Genomic DNA, 19,019 nt, shown 5'->3' on the forward strand with positions numbered 1-19,019 from the left:
AAAAATAACGGCATGCATTCTAGCACTCGCCATGGCATTGGACATAGGAATCACAGGAGGAATGGGAGGAGGTACCGTTTCTGCAGCAGCTGCGGCAGTGCAGGCTCAAGCGAGTGCACCGCTTGTCTCCACGCTGCCGGCAGATGAGGCCATTGAAGTCGGGAGACGTCCGGATTTTCAGCTGACCTTTAACCAAAACGTACATATTGCCGATCCATCCGGCGATCCAACGAAAGACCCGATCGTTCGGATCATCGATTTGGCTCATACAGATGAAGCAAACCAGATTAAGCTCAGTCTGAACGATTTGAAGACTATGAATTCAACGAATCCAGCACTCTCCACTAGATTCACCTTCCAGCTGCCTGCAGGCAAATGGCTGTCCTACCAGACGAAATATCAGGTGACAATTGAAGAAGGAGTGTTCCAGGACGATATTGATCCGTTAGGCGAGTCGACGTTTACGTTCACCACGCTAAGCAAGCTGGCTGTCGTGGACTACGCGCCACAGGTGGCTTCCATCGGGGCCAGTACAACTGATGCACTGCAGCTGTCTTTTAATGAAGAAATCCAAACGGGCAGCGGCAGCGTACAGATCAAACGGGCATCTGACAACCAAGTGGTGGATACCATCACGCTGACGCAGGGACAGACGAATTCGCGGGTTCAAGTGGATGGGAAGAAGATAAGCTTTACGTTATCCCGTTCGTTGGACAAAAACACAACGTATTACGTGTATATCCCTGCAGGTGTGATCACCACGCTGGATGGACAAGCGTTCGGAGGGTTGACGACAGGTGGGCAGTGGTATTTTACGACGCAGGGTGATACCGCAATTACGGCCAAATCGCCGCAAAGCGCAGCGACCGGGATCGCCACGAACAGCAAGCTCCAGCTGACCTTTAACAACCCGGTATATCCGGGGCAAGGTACGATTGATTTGTATAAAAAATCAAACGGTACGAAGGTGACTTCGATTAACGTCCAATCCACCCAGGTGACAGGCGGCGGGTCTACGGTCGTGACGATCGATCCGGGGAGCGTTTTGGCGTACGGGACATCGTATTATGTGATTGTGCCTACAGGAGCTTTTCAGGACCGGGGAGGCAGCAACGTGACGGGGATTACTTCGACCACAGGTTGGACCTTCACCACGGCAGCGGCGCCAGGCAGCACGACTCCGCTAACCGTGACCAGCTTTTCTCCAACTAATGGAAGCGCGAACGTGGCGGTGGACACGACGCTGTATATGAATTTTAACCGGGAAGTGGTTCGCGGTTCGGGGAATGTACTGCTCCGCAAATCCTCCAACGGTGCCAGTGTTCCGGTGACGGTCATGGTGAGCGGGACCCAGGCCAAAATCCAGCTGCAGTCCGGTTACACGCTCGACAGGGACGCGTCCTATTACGTGACCGTTGACTCGGGGGCTTTTTACGACAAACAGAACCCTGGCATGAACTATGCCGGGATTACAAGCAGTACGGGCTGGACGTTCCAGACGTACACATCGGACAAGCAGGCTCCGGTGCTGCAGAGCAGCGAGATGTACAGCAACACCACCATCCGGCTCGTATATAATGAAGCTTTGTATTCGGACTCCTGGCCATCGACGGCCAATTTTAACGTGACGGTGAACGATGAAGCGCGGCGGATCAGTTATGTGTATACCTCAGGTGACAGCGTCTATGTCATTCTGGAGACCGGCGTCGCCGTCGGACAAAACGTGAAAATCAGCTACAGCGGCGGTTCCAGCCCGATCCGCGATACGGCGGGGAATGCGGCGGCGGCCTTTGGGGCCCGCGAGGTTGTGAACGGCGTGGATTCTGCGCTGCCAAAGCCAACCAGCGGCACGATTTCCGGAAGCACGGTGGTGCTGTATTTTAGCCAGTCGTTGAAAAGCCCTTCTGCCTATGCTTATGAGCAGTTCACGGTAACGGCGGACGGAGCGAGCATGGGCGTCAAAAGCGTGAGTCAAAGCGGCCAGTCCTTGACGCTGTCGCTGAACACGTCCGTTGGCGACGGGCAGGTGGTGCGGGTCAGCTACAAACCGGGGGCGTATCCGATTCAGGATTCCCGTGGACAAAATATCGCCGAATTCACAGATTACATCGTCCGCAACTATTGGGATACGAAACCTCCGGTCCTGGACAAGGCGGAAGGCGGCGGCACCAAGCTGGTCCTAACGTATAACGAGCTGCTCAGCACGACCAATGTACCGATGAAAAGCCAGTTTTCCGTACTGGTCAACAATGTGCCGAATTACGTGACTGCGGTGGAGATCAAGGGCAGCCAGGTAACGCTGACACTGACGTCAACACTGAGCAAAGATAATAAGGTAACGATCTCGTACGTACCCGGTACCGCGCGCCTGACGGACCTGAACGGGAACTCGGCCGGATACCTGAACCTGGAGCCGGTTACCGTTACGACGCTGCTCGATATGGGGGACATCCAATCGGCGGTGGTGCAGGGAGATACGATCCAGGTCGTGTTCAATAAAACGCTGGTGTCCCAGTCCTCCGTTACGGTAACCCAGTTCCAAGTATTGGTGGACGGAACGACAAGCTCCCTGGCCAGCGCCTCGGTCAATGGCAGCACGCTGACGATCAAGCTCAGCAGTCCGGTCATCAGCGGCCAAAAGGTGGAACTGTCCTATATTCCAGGCGCAACACCGCTCAGGGACAGCGCAGGCACCTATCTGAAGTATTTTAACAAAATTCCGGTCAGCAACACGGGCACGACGACCGGCAGCGGATCGACCGATCCCAACCGTCCGTTTTACCTGATACTGATGGAGGCGGGAGAGTTTGGACAGGCCATGTTTGCACTTGGCAATCAGGCGACGGCTGTGTCGGACGTAAAGTCCCGCAACAATCAATATATTAAGCAGTACCGGGTCGATGGCGAGAAGCTGAAGCAGGCTTACCAATATATGCTGAATTCCGGTGAAAAGCTGCATACGCTCGTTGTGGATGCCGCAGTCGGGCTGAGCTCAGCATCGGTTACGTTCCCACTAGACACGCTCCAGCAAGTCTATAATATCGATCGCAGCGCGGTGCTGGCGGTGAAAGCCGGGGACGCCGTGTATATGGTACCTTTTAGCAAAATAAACCTGCCGGACATTGCCAGCAGCCTGAATGCCAGCAGCTCTTCCGTCACGCTCAACATCACGGTAGAGAAGCTGTCGGCGGAATCCGCCGCGGATTTGAGCAAGAAGCTGAACACCAGCTCCAGCCAAAAGATCACCGAGCCCGTAGACTTCTATGTATCCGCCGTGAACAACAGCTCGCCGAACAATCCGCGCGAGATGAAGCTCAGCGGGGAGGTTCTCGTCAGGACGAACAGCACACTGCAGGACAGCCGGTCCAGCCTGGTCCGCTTCGACAGTGGAGCGAGCAAGCTGACCTACGTTCCCGGCGTGATCGACACGGCAGGCAGCCATAGGGTGTTCCATGCCAAGGTGAAGGGGAACTTCACCGTTTTCGGAGCGACGTTCTACAAGTATTACAGCGATCTCGGCAACCACTGGGCGAAAGACGCGATCAGCACACTGTCCGCCAAGCAGGTCATCGAGGGCCGCACCAATACGCTGTTTGCCCCGGATCAGAGCATAACCCGCGCTGAATTCGCTGAGTATGTGGCTCGAGCCCTCGGGTTAGAAGGGGATGCGCAGAGCGCGGACCGTTTCTATGACGTGGTCAACATCGGCTCCAGCGCCTATATCGGGGCGGCGGCCAAAGCCGGCATCGTCACCGGCAATACGGACGGATCTTTCAAGCCGAACAGCTCGATCACGCGCGAGCAGATGGGGATCATGATGGTCCGGGCCATGAACTATGCGGGATACAACTCGACGCTGAACTATCCGGCGTCCACGTACCTGAAAGTGTTTAAGGACAGCAAGCAAATCCAGTATCCCGATTCCGCGGCACGCGTGCTGAAGGAAGGCATTATTCAGGGCGTTACGGTGAACACGTACCAGCCCCGGGGAAATGCGACCCGCGCCCAGGCGGCCGTCATGCTGCAGCGTCTGCTGGAGAAAATCGGGTATTTGTAACCAAAGCAGTAAACAGGCTAAATCTCTCACAAAATCATAGAGTTTCCATTTCAGTACGTCAGCCCTACTTCGGTAGGGCTTTTTTGTGGGATTTTCCGGTGGATTTTGCTAAAAAGATTAATTTTCCGTAACTTTTTTGGATAATTTCAGTCTATTTAATAGGGAGTTCATACTGGACCTAGATCATAGAGTCTGTGAGCTCATGCTTAACATGTATAGTCGGTTGGTCCTGTTTATGAACAAACAACGATAGAATAGCATCGCGCATGAAGAAGATGGGAGAGTTAAGAGTACATGAAATGGCATAATGATCGCATGGGGAACGAGCACAAGAAGGGTGCAGGCAAGAAGTGGATGGTCGTATCGCTGGCTGGCCTGCTGTTTATTACGCCGGTTATCGGCAGCGGCATCCCGCTGAACGGACATTCCATCGCTTCAGTGGCCAGCGCGGCCACGGCGGCGACCGTCACGAAGCTCAGTGAGAGCCCGGTCACGTCGGGAGCGATTCTGACCAAGTACAAATTTACAACCACACGCTCTGGCAAACAGGCGACGGCGCTGGCGGATGTCATCAAAGTGGATTTGCAGAATCCGAACGTCAAGATGGACGTCATGAACGGCCAGGACGGTCAGCTGACCACCAAACAGAGCACCGGCGGCATGGTCAAAGAGACCGGTGCGGTAGCGGGCGTGAACGGGGACTATTTTAATACGACCGGAGACGGGGCGCCGATCGGGGGTCAGGTCACCAGCGGGGAACTGGTATCGACGCCTTCGGATCTGAAGGGCATGTATTCTTTTGCGGTAACCAAGGGCGGCACGCCGGTCATCGACCAATTTTCGTTTGACGGAACGGTGACAGCTCAAGACGGCTTTACGTTCCCACTGGCAGGCGTCAACAAGGCATCTTACACGCCGGAGAGCGGAACTTCGAATTACAGCCATGCGAATGCCATGTATATTTATACAAGCGCCTGGAAGTCGCCGGTTCGTCCGAAGAACAGCTCCACGACACCGGTTGAGGTCCTGGTACAGAACAATGTGATCACGCAGATTTCCGAGCCGGGCGGCTTCGATTTCGCGGTGCCGGAGGACGGGTACATCTTGCGGACCCATGGAACGGCGGCACAATTCGTAACCAACCATATGGCTGTCGGCCAAACGATCACAACCGACTACAAGCTGCTGTCCAAAACGTCTGGCCAGTCGCTTGACCCGGCAAACCTGCAGATGATGATCGGCGGGCATACGATTCTCGTGAACAACGGAGCGGCGTCGGCCTTTTCGCGCGACGTGTCCAGCATAGGCGGCTACCGCGCCCGTACGGCGCTCGGATATTCGAAGGATCAGCGTTACGCGTACATCGTAGCCGTCGAGAAGAACGACAACAGCTCCGGCATGTCGCTGTCCGAGCTGCAGACCTTTATGGTCAAGGTCGGCGTCTGGAAGGGCATGAACCTGGACGGAGGCGGCTCCACGACGATGGTGGACCGGCCGCTCGGCGAAACGAATACGCAGCTGACGTTTAATACGGAATACGGCACGACCCAGCGCAGCGTCGTCAACGCTGTCGGCGTGTACACCGAGGCGCCGCAGGGCAGCCTGCTCGGCCTGAAAATTAGCGGTTCTTCCGCGATCCTGATTGGACAGCAGGCGTCGTTCCAGCTAAAGGGCTATGACACCTACTACAACCCGATCGATGTGTCCAGCCTGACGCCGGCCTGGAAGTCGAGCAACGGCAACATCGTGGTCAGCGGACAAACGTTGAAGGGCGTGAAGCCAGGAACGTCGACGATCACCGCGGTCAACGGCAAAGCCAGCGCCAGCATGCAGGTGAAGGTCATCGGCGGGGACGACCTGTCCGCCCTGAACGTCGGTACGGCAACAGCTCCGCTGAAGGCGGGCAGCACGGTATCGGTGCCGGTTACGGCGGTCACGAAGGACGGGCAGAGCATTACGGTTCCGGCCGGGTCCCTGAAGTGGGAATTCATCGGTTTTAAAGGCAGTGTGCAGGATGACAAGCTGACCGTCGCTTCGGTAAATGCGATTACGAAGGTCGGTTACGCCATTGCCCGGTATAATGGCTTCAGCACGGTTGTCGTACTGTCGGTAGCAGGCGAAGACATGTGGGAGAACTTCGAAAACGTCACATACCCGATCGATTTTACGACGAACAGCGGCAGCCAGGTGACCGGATCGGCACAGGTGACGCAGGGAACCGGCGACCACGCCAATTCCAAGGTGCTTCAGCTGCAGTATGACATGACGGCTGGAACCGGAAAAATGTATGCTTATGCACAATTGAACGGAACATCGGGCAAAGGCATCAATGCGGCGGCCACGTCGATGTCGATCGACGCAATGGGCGACAGCAGCCTGAACTGGATGCGTGCCGAGCTGACGGACGCGAAAGGACAGACGGTTTACGTCGACCTGGCCAAAGCCATTGACTGGACGGGCTGGAAGACGATCAACGTGGACCTGAGCAGCCTGGGCATCGCCTTCCCGGCCCAGCTGAAGCGCCTCTACGTCGTGAATGTCGAAGATGGGCAGGACGAGCGGGCGAAGACGGGTACGGTTGCTTTTGACAACATTAAATTCACGATGCCTTCGCTGTCCAGCGAGGCAGGCCTTCCAACCGGCAAGGTGATCATGGCGGTCGGGCAGAAATCGTATATGTCGAACGGTCAGAAGAAATCTATGGACGCTGCGCCGGTCATAAAGAATGGTACGACCTACATTCCGGTGAAATACGTACTGGATACATTTGGCGGACAAGCCACTTGGGATTCAGCCAATCAGCGGATCAGCGTCCTCCGGGGCGGCAAGCTGATGGACTTGACGGTCGGCAAAAAGGAATATATCCTAAACGGCAAGCGTAAAAGCGCGGAAGTCGCTCCATTTATTACCCAAGGTCGTACTTTAGTCCCACTTCGGCTCGTTTCCGAGCAATTAGGATTACAAGTAAATTGGGAACAAAACACGAAGACCATCACCATCCAATCATGATATGGTATGATATGTATAGAAATGAACTTAGGAATTGTGACTGCAGCTCATTCTATGTAGAACTGTAATGGTTAGAAATGGAGTAGAAATTCGTGGATTTTCAAGCCGATGCGATAGACCGAGTCATTAAGAATGCCATCCAGGTGGTTGAAAACAGCAAATATCAGATGTTCGAGATTCTCGAGACGGCCCGGGACGAGCTGCTCACGTTGAATCAGGAACTGCAGTTAGTGATGAAGGAAACCGTGGATACGCTGCAGAAGGTGGATCAGCTGGAGCTGAACTACCGGCGCTCCCGGATCCGGCTGACCGAGGTCAGCCGGGACTTCGTCCGGTACAAAGAGGATGATATTAGGCAGGCCTACGAGAAAGCGACGCAGCTGCAGCTTGATGTGATGATTTATCGCGAGAAGGAAATGTATTTGAAAGCCAGACGCGATGAACTCCAGAAGCGGGTGAGAAGTGTCGAAAATTCGATAGAACGTGCCGAATCCATCGGATCGCAGATGGGCGTTGTCATGGAATACCTGTCGGGAGAGCTGGGACAAGTGACCCGGATCATCGAGACGGCCAAGAACCGCCAGGTGATCGGTCTGAAAATTATTTTGGCGCAGGAAGAAGAGCGCAAACGCATCGCCCGTGAAATCCATGATGGCCCGGCGCAGCTGCTCGCTAACCTGGTCCTGAGAACCGAAATTGTGGAAAGAATGCTGCTGAAGCAGGAATTTAAGATGGTGCAGGACGAAATAGTAGATTTGAAGGGGCAGGTACGCTCCAGCCTTGAAGAAATGCGCAAGGTCATTTTTAATCTGCGTCCTATGGCACTCGATGATTTGGGACTGATCCCGACGCTGCGTAAATACGCGCACGATTATGAGGAGAAGACCAAGATCCGTACCATGTTCGAAACGAGAGGGAAAGAGCATCGTCTTTCTTCTGCAATGGAGGCGGCGATCTACCGTCTGGTCCAGGAAGCATTGAGCAATGCGGCGAAGCATGCCCACCCAACCTATGTGTTAATTGAAATTACATATCAAGCGCAGATGGTTAAAATTGTCGTTCAAGACAACGGACTTGGATTCCGAGTCGAGCTTCTGGAACAGAAGAGCAAGGATCATTTCGGTTTAATCGGAATGCGAGAGAGGGTAGAGCTTCTCGAAGGGAGAATGGAGATTGAATCGGCCGAGAACCAGGGCACGAAGATCATTATCCATATCCCAACGAACGTGGAAAAGGGAAAGGAGTAGTTGGATGGAAACGAGAGATTCCGGCAAAACAACCATTAAGGTCCTCCTGGCTGACGATCATCAACTGTTTCGCGAGGGTCTGAAGCGTATTTTGAACATGGAGGAAGACATTGAGGTCATCGGGGAATGCGGCGATGGTATTCAGGTGCTCGAATTTTGCAACGATATCAAACCCGACATTGTCCTGATGGATATTAATATGCCTGTGGAAAATGGTGTGGAGGCCACGGAGAAGCTCCGCGAGCTGTTTCCGGATGTAAAGGTCATTATTCTATCCATTCATGATGATGAGAGTTACGTATTCGAGACGCTCCGCAAGGGCGCGAACGGATATCTGCTCAAGGATATGGAAGCCGAGTCGCTGATCAATGCGATCCGTTCGGTTCAGGAAGGCTATGCATTCATTCATCCGAAAGTGACCGGCAAGCTGATTCAGCAGCTGCGGCGCATGACCTTCCTGAACGAAACGGGTGCCATGACCGAGAGCGGTGTCCGCGAAGCAGGCGTCAAATTCGTGGCCGGCGAGAACAATCCGCTGACCCGGCGGGAAGCCGAAGTGCTGCGCCTGATGGCGGAAGGCAAGAGCAACAAGATGATCGGAGAGTTTTTATTCATTAGCGAGAAAACGGTCAAGAACCATGTCAGCAGCATCCTGCAGAAGATGGAAGTCGACGATCGTACGCAAGCAGTCATCAACTCGATTAAATACGGTTGGGTTACGCTCTAATACCATAATTTTGGGATGGCTGCTTGTCCCTGCCAAAGTTTGTGAAAAATTCCACTGTACGCTTGCTCATGCCCCTTTCGTCAGAGGTGTGGGCGATCCGGCCTTTATCATTCACCGTCCGGTTTGTACCCGCATATAGTGTGGGTATACAGGAGGTGAGTCTGCATGATGATTCCGCTTTTGTGGATCACGGCGGTATACGTGCTGGCGGCTGCGGCGGTTCACTTATTTCATGCTTGGCAGAAGCGCAAAAGTTCACCCTGGGTTCACTATACGCTGGTAACGTCCAACCATGAGGGACAGATCGAATGGTACATCCGGGCATTCGGGTGGTATTCGTTCGTTTCAGGTAAGAGGCTTCGTCTAACGGTGCTGGATGCAGCGTCCACAGATCAGACGGTGGAAATTGTCCGCCGGATGCACGGAACCGCAGGTATGGAACTGTCCGTCGTCCCGATGCAGTCCTCCGTGGAGAACGGAGATATCGCAGGTACCTTGGTGCTGGATGACGGCATGATTTCGGAAATGATTGATTTAAGAAAGCCGCATGAAGCGGAGCGCATTCCTTATGTCTAATACGCAGGGAACTGCGTTCATGCCGGGAGGCGGCATAATGCAGAATACAGAGTGAAGCACACTCCAGAGGCGACAAGCCGGGGGTGTGCTTTTTTGCGTTGGGCGGAAAAGGGTCAGTGATTTCTAATGACTTGTATAGATTGAACTGAAGTTATGCATTGAACTTCTTGTTATAACGGCCCGATAGCGGCCTATTCATTTCTTTAGTTCATTCTAGGTAGATTTTACAAATAATTCGTGCGGAAAAAATTCTGGAAGAGATTGAGGTTTTCTGATTGTTTCCATATATAGAGGATCGGATATTCCAATGTATCGTTCACCAAAACGGGGAGGAAGAAAGGGGGAGGACGCATGCGTGTCGCTGTATATACCATCCGGCAAGGTCAGCGGTGGAGGATAAAAATTTCGCTGGACCTGCGTATCGACATCGTATGGTGGGAGTGCGTAAGCAGGAATGCCGAAAAGGATGGAACGATGGTTTTGCTGTCGGGAGAGATGCCTCTAGGCTGGGCTTGCAAGGTGGCTAAGAATTTTGTGGGCACGCCGGAGATGGCGCACTGGAAGTTGCAGCAGTGGAAGGGGTGGTTGGAGGCGGAGTTGAGGGAGGAGATGGAGCGGGATGGCCTAGACCCTAAGGGCAATGACGGAGCGGCGTGGGGTGGGCTCAAACCCAAAGGCTATGTACGGGCGGAGCGGGATGTCTTCAAGGCCAAGGGGCATGACGGGACGGCGCAGGGTGGATTCAAAGCCAAGGGCTATGGCTGGGAGACGAAGGATGGGGTCCAATCCAAGGGCGATGACAGGGCGACATGGAATGGACTCAAAGCCAAGGGCTATGAAAGAGCTGTGCAGGATGGATTCAACCTCAAGAGCAATGACAGAAAGGTCGGGGATGGTTGTCCAGGAATGTGGCGCTGGGAGCTTGGCGAGCCGCTATCTCCTGCCGTATGGCAGGAGCTGATGCGTCAACCGGAAGAAGGGCAGTGGGCAGGTGACGTAAGGGATCCGGCTGTGCTTAGGGTACTTGCGGAGCAGGCCGCGCAGCTGGTGGACAGGCTGCGCGGCAGGTCGCTGCTAGCAGCGGAGGTCGACTCGCTGCTGACCGACCGGGCGCCAGGGCTTGCCGGCGCCTGGCACAGTGCGGCGCAGCTGGCCTACCTGCAGGGCCAGCTGGCGCTGGACGCGGGCGTGGCTGCCGCCGGCCCGCGCAAGGGACCCCGCGGCACGCTTCGCGCCGGCCGCGGCCAAGCCCCCCGCTGCCGCCGTTGCGGCAGCGAAGCCACGGGCCGCACGGCATGCGCCGCGTGCGGCCTCGCGGCCTGCGCCTACTGCGAGGCATGCCTCGCGCTTGGGCGCAGCCGCGCCTGCTCGCTGCTGCTTCGCACAGCAGTGGATCCGGCCGTGCGGGGCACGGCCGGGGAATCCACCGCCGCCGTCGCGGGGCGGTGGGGGCTTAGCGCAGCCCAGGGCGATGCCGCCTGGGCTGCGCTGGGGTTCCTAGCGGAGCCGCCCAGAAGGGGCTCCGCGGCAGGCGGCCGCACCGGCTGGATGCGGCCGAGATGGGGTGCCGGGCGTAGAAGCGGCACCAGCATCGCGCCCTCCCGCTTCCTCCTGTGGGCCGTGACGGGCGCGGGCAAAACCGAAATGATCTTTCCGCTGCTCGACTCCGTGCTAGCGGTGGGCGGGCGCGTGCTTGTGGCCACGCCGCGCCGGGACGTGGTGCTCGAGCTCGCCCCACGCCTGGCCAAAGCATTCAGCGGTGTCCGGATCGTCACCCTGTACGGCGGCAGCGCCGAGCGCTGGGAGAGCGGCGCCTTGACGCTTGCGACCACCCACCAGCTGATGCGGTTCTACCACGCCTTTGACCTGGTGGTGATCGATGAGCTCGACGCATTTCCCTACCACAACGACCCCATGCTGGCCTATGCGGCGCAGCATGCCTGCAAGCCGGACGGGAAATTTGTATACCTGTCGGCGACGCCGCCGCGCCCGCTGCAGCGGGAGGTGTCCCGGGGCACGCTGCCGCATGCCAAGGTGCCCGTCCGGTACCACGGCCACCCGCTGCCCGTGCCAAAGCGGATCGCCATGCGCAGCGTGGAAACCTGCCTGCGGCAGCCGAAGGTGCTGGGACCGCTCGCCGCGGAGCTTCGCCGGTCGATCGATCGGGGGGCGCAGATCTTTTTGTTCGTCTCCCGGATACGTCATATCGGACCGCTGGTGGAGATTCTTCGTCGCCGATTCAATGATATTTCGGTGGAAGGGACATCCTCGGAAGATGCGGAGCGGAGTGAGAAAGTTATGGCCTTTCGTAAGAAGGACATCCGTTTGCTCGTCACGACGACCATTCTGGAGCGGGGGGTGACCGTTCCCCGCAGCGACGTATATATTCTGGACGCGGACAGCAGCCTGTTCGACGACGCGTCGCTCGTCCAAATGGCCGGGCGGGCCGGGCGGTCTTCCGAGGACCCGGCAGGAAGGGTCATTTTTGCCTCATCCCAGTGGACATTGTCCCAAAAGCTGGCTGTGAGCCAGATCAAGGCGATGAACCGGATTGCCGGCAAGCACGGGTATTTGAAGGAGCAGCCAATTAAGCGATAAGCTGATGGGAGGAATAATGAGTTGAAGTCCAGTAGTTCCTTGTTACATATGATGCAGTATTTACTGTCTCCGCCCGGTGAAATATGCCTGACCTGCGGCAGTGTTAGCCGTCTTGTCCGGGAATGGCCGGGCATTTGCCGAACCTGTGCGGAGGCGATCCCCTGGATTCATAAGCCCCGCTGCCTCTGCTGCGGCCGTGCCATCGGCTGTCCGGACTGTTTGCGGAATGAGATGAGGCGCCGGTCTTTTGTCTGTAACCGGAGCGCTGTCCAATATAATGAAGTGATGAGGGAATGGCTGGCCCAATACAAGTATCGCGGGCATGAGAAATACGCTGATCTGATTGTCCATATGCTGAGCCGGGCTTACCTACAGATGCAGGAGGAACTAAGTAGCCTGTTGCTCGGCCTTAACCCTGAACTGGCACAAGGAAAACTCATGTCGTCTTCTTGGGACTCAATTTCGTCTACTGGAATTTCAGCATCTTGGCCAAGTTTATTTTCAACGCGTAGTTCAGACGCTGCACCAGGCCATACATTTCACACATTCCATCCCCAAAATCAGCGTATTCAATCGGATGCCACTATTGGATTCTTTTCAGCGGTTATTTCCAATGTTATTTCACTGGTCGGCTCCGTTTTGCCAGAGGTACCCTTTTTCCATAGATTAAGAGAATCATCGGGACAGGCGTTATGGAAGCCCGATGTGATTACTTATGTACCTGTAAGCGAAGTCCGTTTGAAGGAGCGGGGATTTAATCAGGCGGAGGTGCTGGCGAGAGGGCTTGGAAGCAAGCATCGCATCCCGGTCATGCCGCTTTTGGTCCGCAGGGAGCACACCGCCAAACAGAGCTATAAATCCCGTCAGGAGCGGATTGAATCGATGAAGAATGTATTTGCTTTGCATCAGGAGGGGTTAGCAGCTGCCTTATCGTTATATATGCGTACATATGGGATATCATCTAATGCAAGCCATAGTAATAGCGTGATGAATCGTTATGATAGTGATGGACATGCAATAACAGCTCAAGATGCCCCTCGGCCCCTGCAAATTCTTTTAATAGACGACATCTATACGACGGGAAGCACGATCAATGCGTGCGCAGAGGTGCTGCGGGATACATTGCACCGGGGATTAGGGCTTGCCACCGAGGTGTACAGCCTGACATGGGCCCGTTCGTAATACCGATAAGAATCATGTCAGGATTTACCGAATCTCGTAAATTAAGATGGACGAGGGGAGTCCGGATAAGGTAATCTAGAACCATATCATCATGGCTTGATTTGGTATTCGATAGGGGGAGAAGTACGATGGATCTTGCGAATTGCCCTCGCTGCGGCAGATTGTTCGCTGCCAATTTCAGAGACATTTGCCCGAACTGCATCAAGGAAATCGAACGCGAATACGAGATTTGCGTGGATTACCTGCGGGAGCAGAAGGGTGCCAATATACAGGAGCTGTCGGAAGCGACGGGTGTTTCCGTCAAGCAGATTACGAGTTTTGTCCGTGAGGGCCGCATCTCGGTCGTGAACGCACCGAACTTGATGTATCCGTGCGAGGTATGCGGAACGCTGATTCGTGAGGGGCATATGTGCGACTCTTGCCGCACCCGTCTGACCCGGGAGCTCAGCCAGGCTACTCAAGCAGGCCAAGATCAGGATTCTGGTCCTAGAAAACCGGGTGAAGGTGCCTACCGCGTCGTGGATAAATTCCACAAATAACCGACTGCCGCACTAAAAACGGCAGCAGCTATTAATAATGATTCAGTGATGACCGATAAACTTAGTAAAGATTATCGGTTGTTTGCATTTTGCATGCGAACGGGCTGACGTGTCGGCTTGGGAAGCCGGGGGAGTACCCGGCGGAGCAGCCCGCATATTGTGAAAGAAGGTGGAAGATATGAAAATTAATGATACCGGCAGAATTGGTGGAGTTAACCCTTATCAACGGAATATGGAGACGCAGCGGCAGGAAGCGCAAAAGCCTGCACGCAAGAAAGACCAGGTTTCCATTTCCTCGGAGGCGATTGAAATGCTTGAGGCCCAGAGCCGTGCTAATGACCCGGAGAGAGCGAAGAAGCTCGAGGATCTGAAGCAGAGAATCGCTTCCGGCACCTATCAAGTGGATGCTGGTAAACTGGCCGATAAGCTGATGCCCTATTTTAAAGAGTTTCCAAGGAATTAGGTGACCCCATATGTCTGTTCATACTTTAAACGACCTGCTGGAGCAGCTGGACACGGTTCATCTCCATATGCTGGACTTGACCGCGGAGAAGAAGAAAGCCATCATTGCCAACGAAGTTGAATCTCTCATCAAGATCATGAACCAGGAAGCCAAGCTGGTGAAGCAGATCGAAATTCTCGAACAGAAGCGCGCGGTCTCCGCCCAGCAGTATTTACGCGAACGCGGCATCAAATCGGAATTGAACCTGAATCTGACGGAACTGTCGCGGCTTGTTTTTGACGTGGAAGAGAAGAAGCGGCTGCTTGCCATTCAGGAGAAGCTGTCGGAGACCCTGCAAAAGCTGAAAAGGGCGAACGAGCTGAACCAGAAGCTGATCGAGCAGTCGCTTTCGTTTATAGATTTGTCCCTGGATATTCTGGTCGGCCGACCAAATCAGGATGTCACCTACCACCATCCGGCGGATCGGAGCGGGAACGTGGCCCGAAGCGGCCTTTTCGATTCAAGGGCATAGGCCCTTTAAAGTCTACTTTTCTTATGAGCATTACGAGTGTCGGGGCTCCCCGTAAATTTTCACATGAACCAACGATGAAGCAAAGACCCACAACGACGTGGGGCTATTGAGACATGGGTGAGCCCGGCTCTCCCCCGAACGTGAAGGAGGATTTTGTTGCATGACATCCACATTCCATTCCATCGAGACGGCCAAGCGCAGTCTGTTTACGCAGACGGCTGCACTGGGTACGACCGGTCATAACATCGCCAACGCCAATACGGAAGGCTTCAGCCGGCAAACGGTGAAAATGCAGGCGTCCCGCCCGATTGAGGCCTACGGCATGAACCGCTCCATTGCACCCGGGCAGCTGGGCACTGGGGTTGAATATCAGTCAGTTGAACGGATCCGCGAGAGCTTTCTCGATACGCAGTTCCGCAGTGAGAGCAACGCCAACGGCAGCTGGACAATCAAATCGGACACGCTGGACAAGCTGCAGGGCATTTTTAATGAACCGTCGGAAACGGGCATCAGCAAGGTGCTCGGCAACTTCTGGAACTCCTGGTCCAACCTGAGCAAGGATCCGGAAAGTGCCTCGGCACGCAAAGTCGTCAAGGAAAATGCGACGGCTTTGACGGATGCAATGAACTATATGAGCGGCCAATTGGATAAAATGAGCCAGGACTTGACCGCCAACGTCGGCGTGAAAGCCAGCGAGGTTCAAAACTACCTGAACTCCATCGCGGACCTGAATCAGTCGATCACACGGATTGAGGGGCTTGGGGACAACGCCAATGACCTTAGAGACCAACGCGACCTGCTGACGGACAAGCTGTCCAAAATCATTAACATCACGGTCCAGGACACCGACCAGGGCTATAACATTTCGATGGGTGGACAAGCCCTCGTCGAAGGGTTTGCTGTAAGTGCGGATGTGGATGGTGCTGGTCCGGATGATCGCGGCGCTTTTCTTGAAGCAGCCTATGCGTCAGGGAATTTGCAGGGCGGAGAGGTGCACGGCATCATTGCGTCCCGCGAAGGCTACGTGAAGGATTACCAGAAGCAGCTGAACGATTTGGCCAATACCTTGGCGAACGGCGATATCCAGATCACGATTCCTAAAGGCAGCGTACTGCCAGCCGGCGTCACCCTTCCGGGCATTACCGGGCGGGTTGTCGATCAGGATACCGTGGTGACGGTCAAAGGCCTGAACGGGCTGCACCAATTGGGTTATACGATGGATGGGACCACGACGGGCGGTCTGCCCTTCTTTGAATCGAGCGACGGCGGTCCGATTACGGCGGGAACTATCCGGCTGAACACGAAGATTGCAGAAGATCCAACCCTGATTGCCACCTCGATGCGAACCGAAGGTACGGGAACGGACGAGAAGGTCATTCAAGGGAACAACACGCTGGCTTTGCTCATGTCCAACATGAAGCAGACCAACTTTACTTCGCCGAACGGTACCCGCTCCACGACGATCGACGGCTACTACAGCTCGATGGTGGGACAACTGGGGGTACAGGCCCAGGAAGCGAGCCGGCAGACGCAAAACTCGGACATTTTGGTACAGCAGGTCGAGAGTCAGCGGCAGTCGGTCAGCGGCGTATCCCTCGACGAGGAGATGGCCAACCTGATCAAGTTCCAGCATGCGTACGGCGCGTCCGCGCGGTTTATGACCACATTTGACCAGCTGCTGGATAAACTGATCAACTCTACAGGAACTGTAGGAAGATAACGGTAAAAGGTGGGTTAACCAATGCTTAGAGTGACTTCCAATATGATGAACTCCCAGCTGCTCCTGAACTTGAACCGCAACGCGCGAGAGATGAACAACACGCAGAACCAGCTGGCCACCGGCCGCAAGCTGAATCGTCCTTCGGATGATCCTGTGGGCATTACCTACTCGCTTCGCTACCGTTCGGAGCTGGCTTCCAATGACCAATACACATCCAACGTGGACAGCGCGCTGTCCTGGCTGGATTTTAACGATACGGTGCTTGGTCAAACTGGGGAAGTTATTCAACGATTGCGGGAATTGGCTGTGGAAGCATCTAACGATACGAATCCGCAATCCGCTTTCGATAGTATCAAACAAGAGGTCTCACAATTAAAAGAGCAATTAATTGATATAGCAAATAGTCAACTTAACGGGAAATACATTTTTAACGGTGAGGCATTTTACCGCAAACCGTATGATTTCCCCAAAAATGCAGACGGAACATCTGATACTACAAGCTTAAGTTCACTTACAACGGATACTGGATTAATAAATTATTCAGTTGGTGAAAGTGTGCAGATGCCTATTAATCTGACCGGAACTGATATATTTGGTAGTGGGACGGATATAGACAATATTTTTAATATTATGGATAATATTTCGGCCGCTTTGACCTCAGGAGATACCACTGGGGTTTCAGCTCAATTGAATAATATTGATAGCCGGATGGAGATTATACTGACTGCTCGTGCTGAGCTTGGTGCTAAAACAAATCGGATTGAACTAATGCAGGACAGACTAAGTGATCTTAATACAAACTTAACTGAACTTCAGTCGAAGACTGAAGACGCAGATTATGCAGGGTTAATTATGAACTCCAAAATACAAGAGAATATTTATAACGCTTCTTTATCAGCCGGCTCCAAGATTATCCAACCTTCTTTAGTCGACTTTTTGAGGTAGGTAAGGAGGTCTGATTGAATGCGGATTTTGCAGATTCATCAGATACCAGGCCGGATTATGATTGACGCTGATCCTGGAAGTTTTTCGATACAACAACCAAAAGCACAGGTGGAGATGAGGACCAAGCCTGGTAATTGGGAAATTCACCAATACCCACTGCAGTTGGAAATTGATCAATCCCGAGCTCTTGCTGCCTATACTGGTGGAGGTTTACTTGAGGTGAACCAGCGTATTTATTCAGGTTTAAAGCAGATTTATCTTCAAGGTATAGCCAATCGTGTGGAACAAGGGAACAGGATGGCTTGTTTTTATAAACCGGGCAACACTATTGGGGAGGTATTTGGGGAAGGTTTTCAGTCGGCTTCTTTTCCAGAGTTTCGTGGACCAGCCTCTATTGATAACGTGGATATCCATATCGATACAAAACCTCCATTAATTGAATATCATAAGGGAGGGGTAGAGATCCAGGTGACTATAAGGAAACCGGAAATTGAATATATACCTGGAAAGTTGGATATTCATATGGTTCAGTACCCGAGTATATCCTTTATCCCACCTAAGATAGATGTGTTAATGTAGTAAAATCTAAGCTAGAGATGTGCGTGCCGTATTCTTGCCATCTATAGCTTTTCTTTATTTGATAGGAGTGATATTTTATGGTGATAGAAACTTTATCATGGGGTTCATTGAATATTTCAAATAATCGGGTATACAAATTTCCGAGGGGGGTTCCGGGATTTGAGAACGAGACGCAGTTTGCATTGATAGATGGTGAGGAGGGACCCTTCTATTATTTACAATCAGTAAAAAACAAAATGGTATCTTTTTTATTAGTCGATCCATTTTTGTTCTACCCGGACTACGAATTTGATTTGCCTGATCATGAGACAGAGGAATTAGGGATTAAGGATGAAGTTTTAATCCGTTGTATAGTTACAGTACGAGAACCTTGGGATACCTCCACTATAAACTTACTAGCGCCAGTAGTTCTTAACCCTAAAAATTTAATTGGAAGGCAGATTGTCTTAAATAGGGCTAATTACCGGACTAAACATGGCTTGCTAGATTTTTTGATAAACCAGGGGTTCAAAAAGGACGGTGAATAGGATGCTGGTTCTTTCAAGAAAAAAAGGAGAATCAATAATTATTCAAGACGAGATTGAAATAACTATACTGGCGGTTGAAGGTGATAACGTAAGGCTTGGGATCACAGCTCCGGATCATATAGATATATTCCGGAAGGAGATTTATCTTTCCATTAAAGAGGCAAATTTAGAGTCCGCTACGGCTAATCCTGGGGAATTAGAGGGACTGCTTAAACATTTAAAAGAAACAAAAAATTATTAAAAAAGCTATAAACAGAACTTAATTTCTGTCGATATATATATTAGACGATTATTTCGAAGGGGCGGCCGACCTTTACGAAATTCGCAACCACATGGATG

15 protein-coding genes are annotated in these 19,019 nt (G+C 53.2%); all 15 read left to right on the plus strand.

Annotated features, from left to right (window positions below; genetic code table 11):
• The first annotated feature begins 61 nt into the window (after positions 1-61).
• A complete protein-coding gene (locus tag FHS19_RS27450; RefSeq protein WP_183585085.1) occupies positions 62-4,057 on the plus strand; it encodes an Ig-like domain-containing protein in 3,996 nt (1,331 codons plus the stop codon).
• Positions 4,058-4,351: 294 nt separating this feature from the next.
• The gene (locus tag FHS19_RS27455) at positions 4,352-7,066 is read left to right on the plus strand and encodes a stalk domain-containing protein (protein ID WP_183585087.1); all 2,715 of its coding nucleotides are present in this window, start codon (positions 4,352-4,354) and stop codon (positions 7,064-7,066) included.
• A gap of 92 nt (positions 7,067-7,158) precedes the next feature.
• Positions 7,159-8,313, plus strand: coding sequence for a sensor histidine kinase (locus tag FHS19_RS27460; protein WP_089549739.1), 1,155 nt, complete (start codon positions 7,159-7,161; stop codon positions 8,311-8,313).
• A 4-nt stretch (positions 8,314-8,317) separates the two neighbouring features.
• Positions 8,318-9,040, plus strand: coding sequence for a response regulator transcription factor (locus FHS19_RS27465; protein ID WP_076174607.1), 723 nt, complete (start codon positions 8,318-8,320; stop codon positions 9,038-9,040).
• Between the two features lie 165 nt (positions 9,041-9,205).
• Positions 9,206-9,616, plus strand: a complete 411-nt coding sequence (locus tag FHS19_RS27470) for a hypothetical protein (RefSeq protein ID WP_183585090.1) — start codon at positions 9,206-9,208, stop codon at positions 9,614-9,616.
• A 351-nt stretch (positions 9,617-9,967) separates the two neighbouring features.
• Positions 9,968-12,214 (plus strand): helicase-related protein, encoded by a 2,247-nt coding sequence (locus FHS19_RS27475; RefSeq protein ID WP_183585092.1) that lies wholly within the window; start codon positions 9,968-9,970, stop codon positions 12,212-12,214.
• Positions 12,215-12,499: 285 nt separating this feature from the next.
• Positions 12,500-13,396: a ComF family protein gene (locus tag FHS19_RS27480; protein ID WP_183585093.1), complete on the plus strand. Its 897-nt coding sequence runs from the start codon at positions 12,500-12,502 to the stop codon at positions 13,394-13,396.
• 128 nt (positions 13,397-13,524) lie between these two features.
• A complete protein-coding gene (locus FHS19_RS27485; protein WP_183585095.1) occupies positions 13,525-13,935 on the plus strand; it encodes a TIGR03826 family flagellar region protein in 411 nt (136 codons plus the stop codon).
• Between the two features lie 178 nt (positions 13,936-14,113).
• Positions 14,114-14,398, plus strand: a complete 285-nt coding sequence (flgM, locus tag FHS19_RS27490; RefSeq protein ID WP_076174595.1) for a flagellar biosynthesis anti-sigma factor FlgM — start codon at positions 14,114-14,116, stop codon at positions 14,396-14,398.
• A gap of 10 nt (positions 14,399-14,408) precedes the next feature.
• Positions 14,409-14,909 (plus strand): flagellar protein FlgN, encoded by a 501-nt coding sequence (locus tag FHS19_RS27495; protein WP_183585097.1) that lies wholly within the window; start codon positions 14,409-14,411, stop codon positions 14,907-14,909.
• Between the two features lie 160 nt (positions 14,910-15,069).
• Entirely contained in the window at positions 15,070-16,629 is a 1,560-nt protein-coding gene (gene flgK, locus FHS19_RS27500) for a flagellar hook-associated protein FlgK (protein ID WP_183585099.1), read from the plus strand.
• A gap of 21 nt (positions 16,630-16,650) precedes the next feature.
• On the plus strand, positions 16,651-17,574 hold the full coding sequence (gene flgL / locus FHS19_RS27505; protein WP_183585101.1) for a flagellar hook-associated protein FlgL: 924 nt from the start codon (positions 16,651-16,653) through the stop codon (positions 17,572-17,574).
• Between the two features lie 18 nt (positions 17,575-17,592).
• A complete protein-coding gene (locus FHS19_RS27510) occupies positions 17,593-18,153 on the plus strand; it encodes a DUF6470 family protein (protein ID WP_183585103.1) in 561 nt (186 codons plus the stop codon).
• A gap of 77 nt (positions 18,154-18,230) precedes the next feature.
• A complete protein-coding gene (locus tag FHS19_RS27515; protein ID WP_183585105.1) occupies positions 18,231-18,680 on the plus strand; it encodes a flagellar assembly protein FliW in 450 nt (149 codons plus the stop codon).
• A 1-nt stretch (position 18,681) separates the two neighbouring features.
• Positions 18,682-18,921, plus strand: coding sequence for a carbon storage regulator CsrA (gene csrA / locus FHS19_RS27520; protein ID WP_183585107.1), 240 nt, complete (start codon positions 18,682-18,684; stop codon positions 18,919-18,921).
• Positions 18,922-19,019 lie beyond the last annotated feature (98 nt).

The sequence above is a fragment of the Paenibacillus rhizosphaerae genome, assembly GCF_014192015.1.
In the GTDB taxonomy this organism is placed as follows: domain Bacteria; phylum Bacillota; class Bacilli; order Paenibacillales; family Paenibacillaceae; genus Paenibacillus_AQ; species Paenibacillus_AQ rhizosphaerae.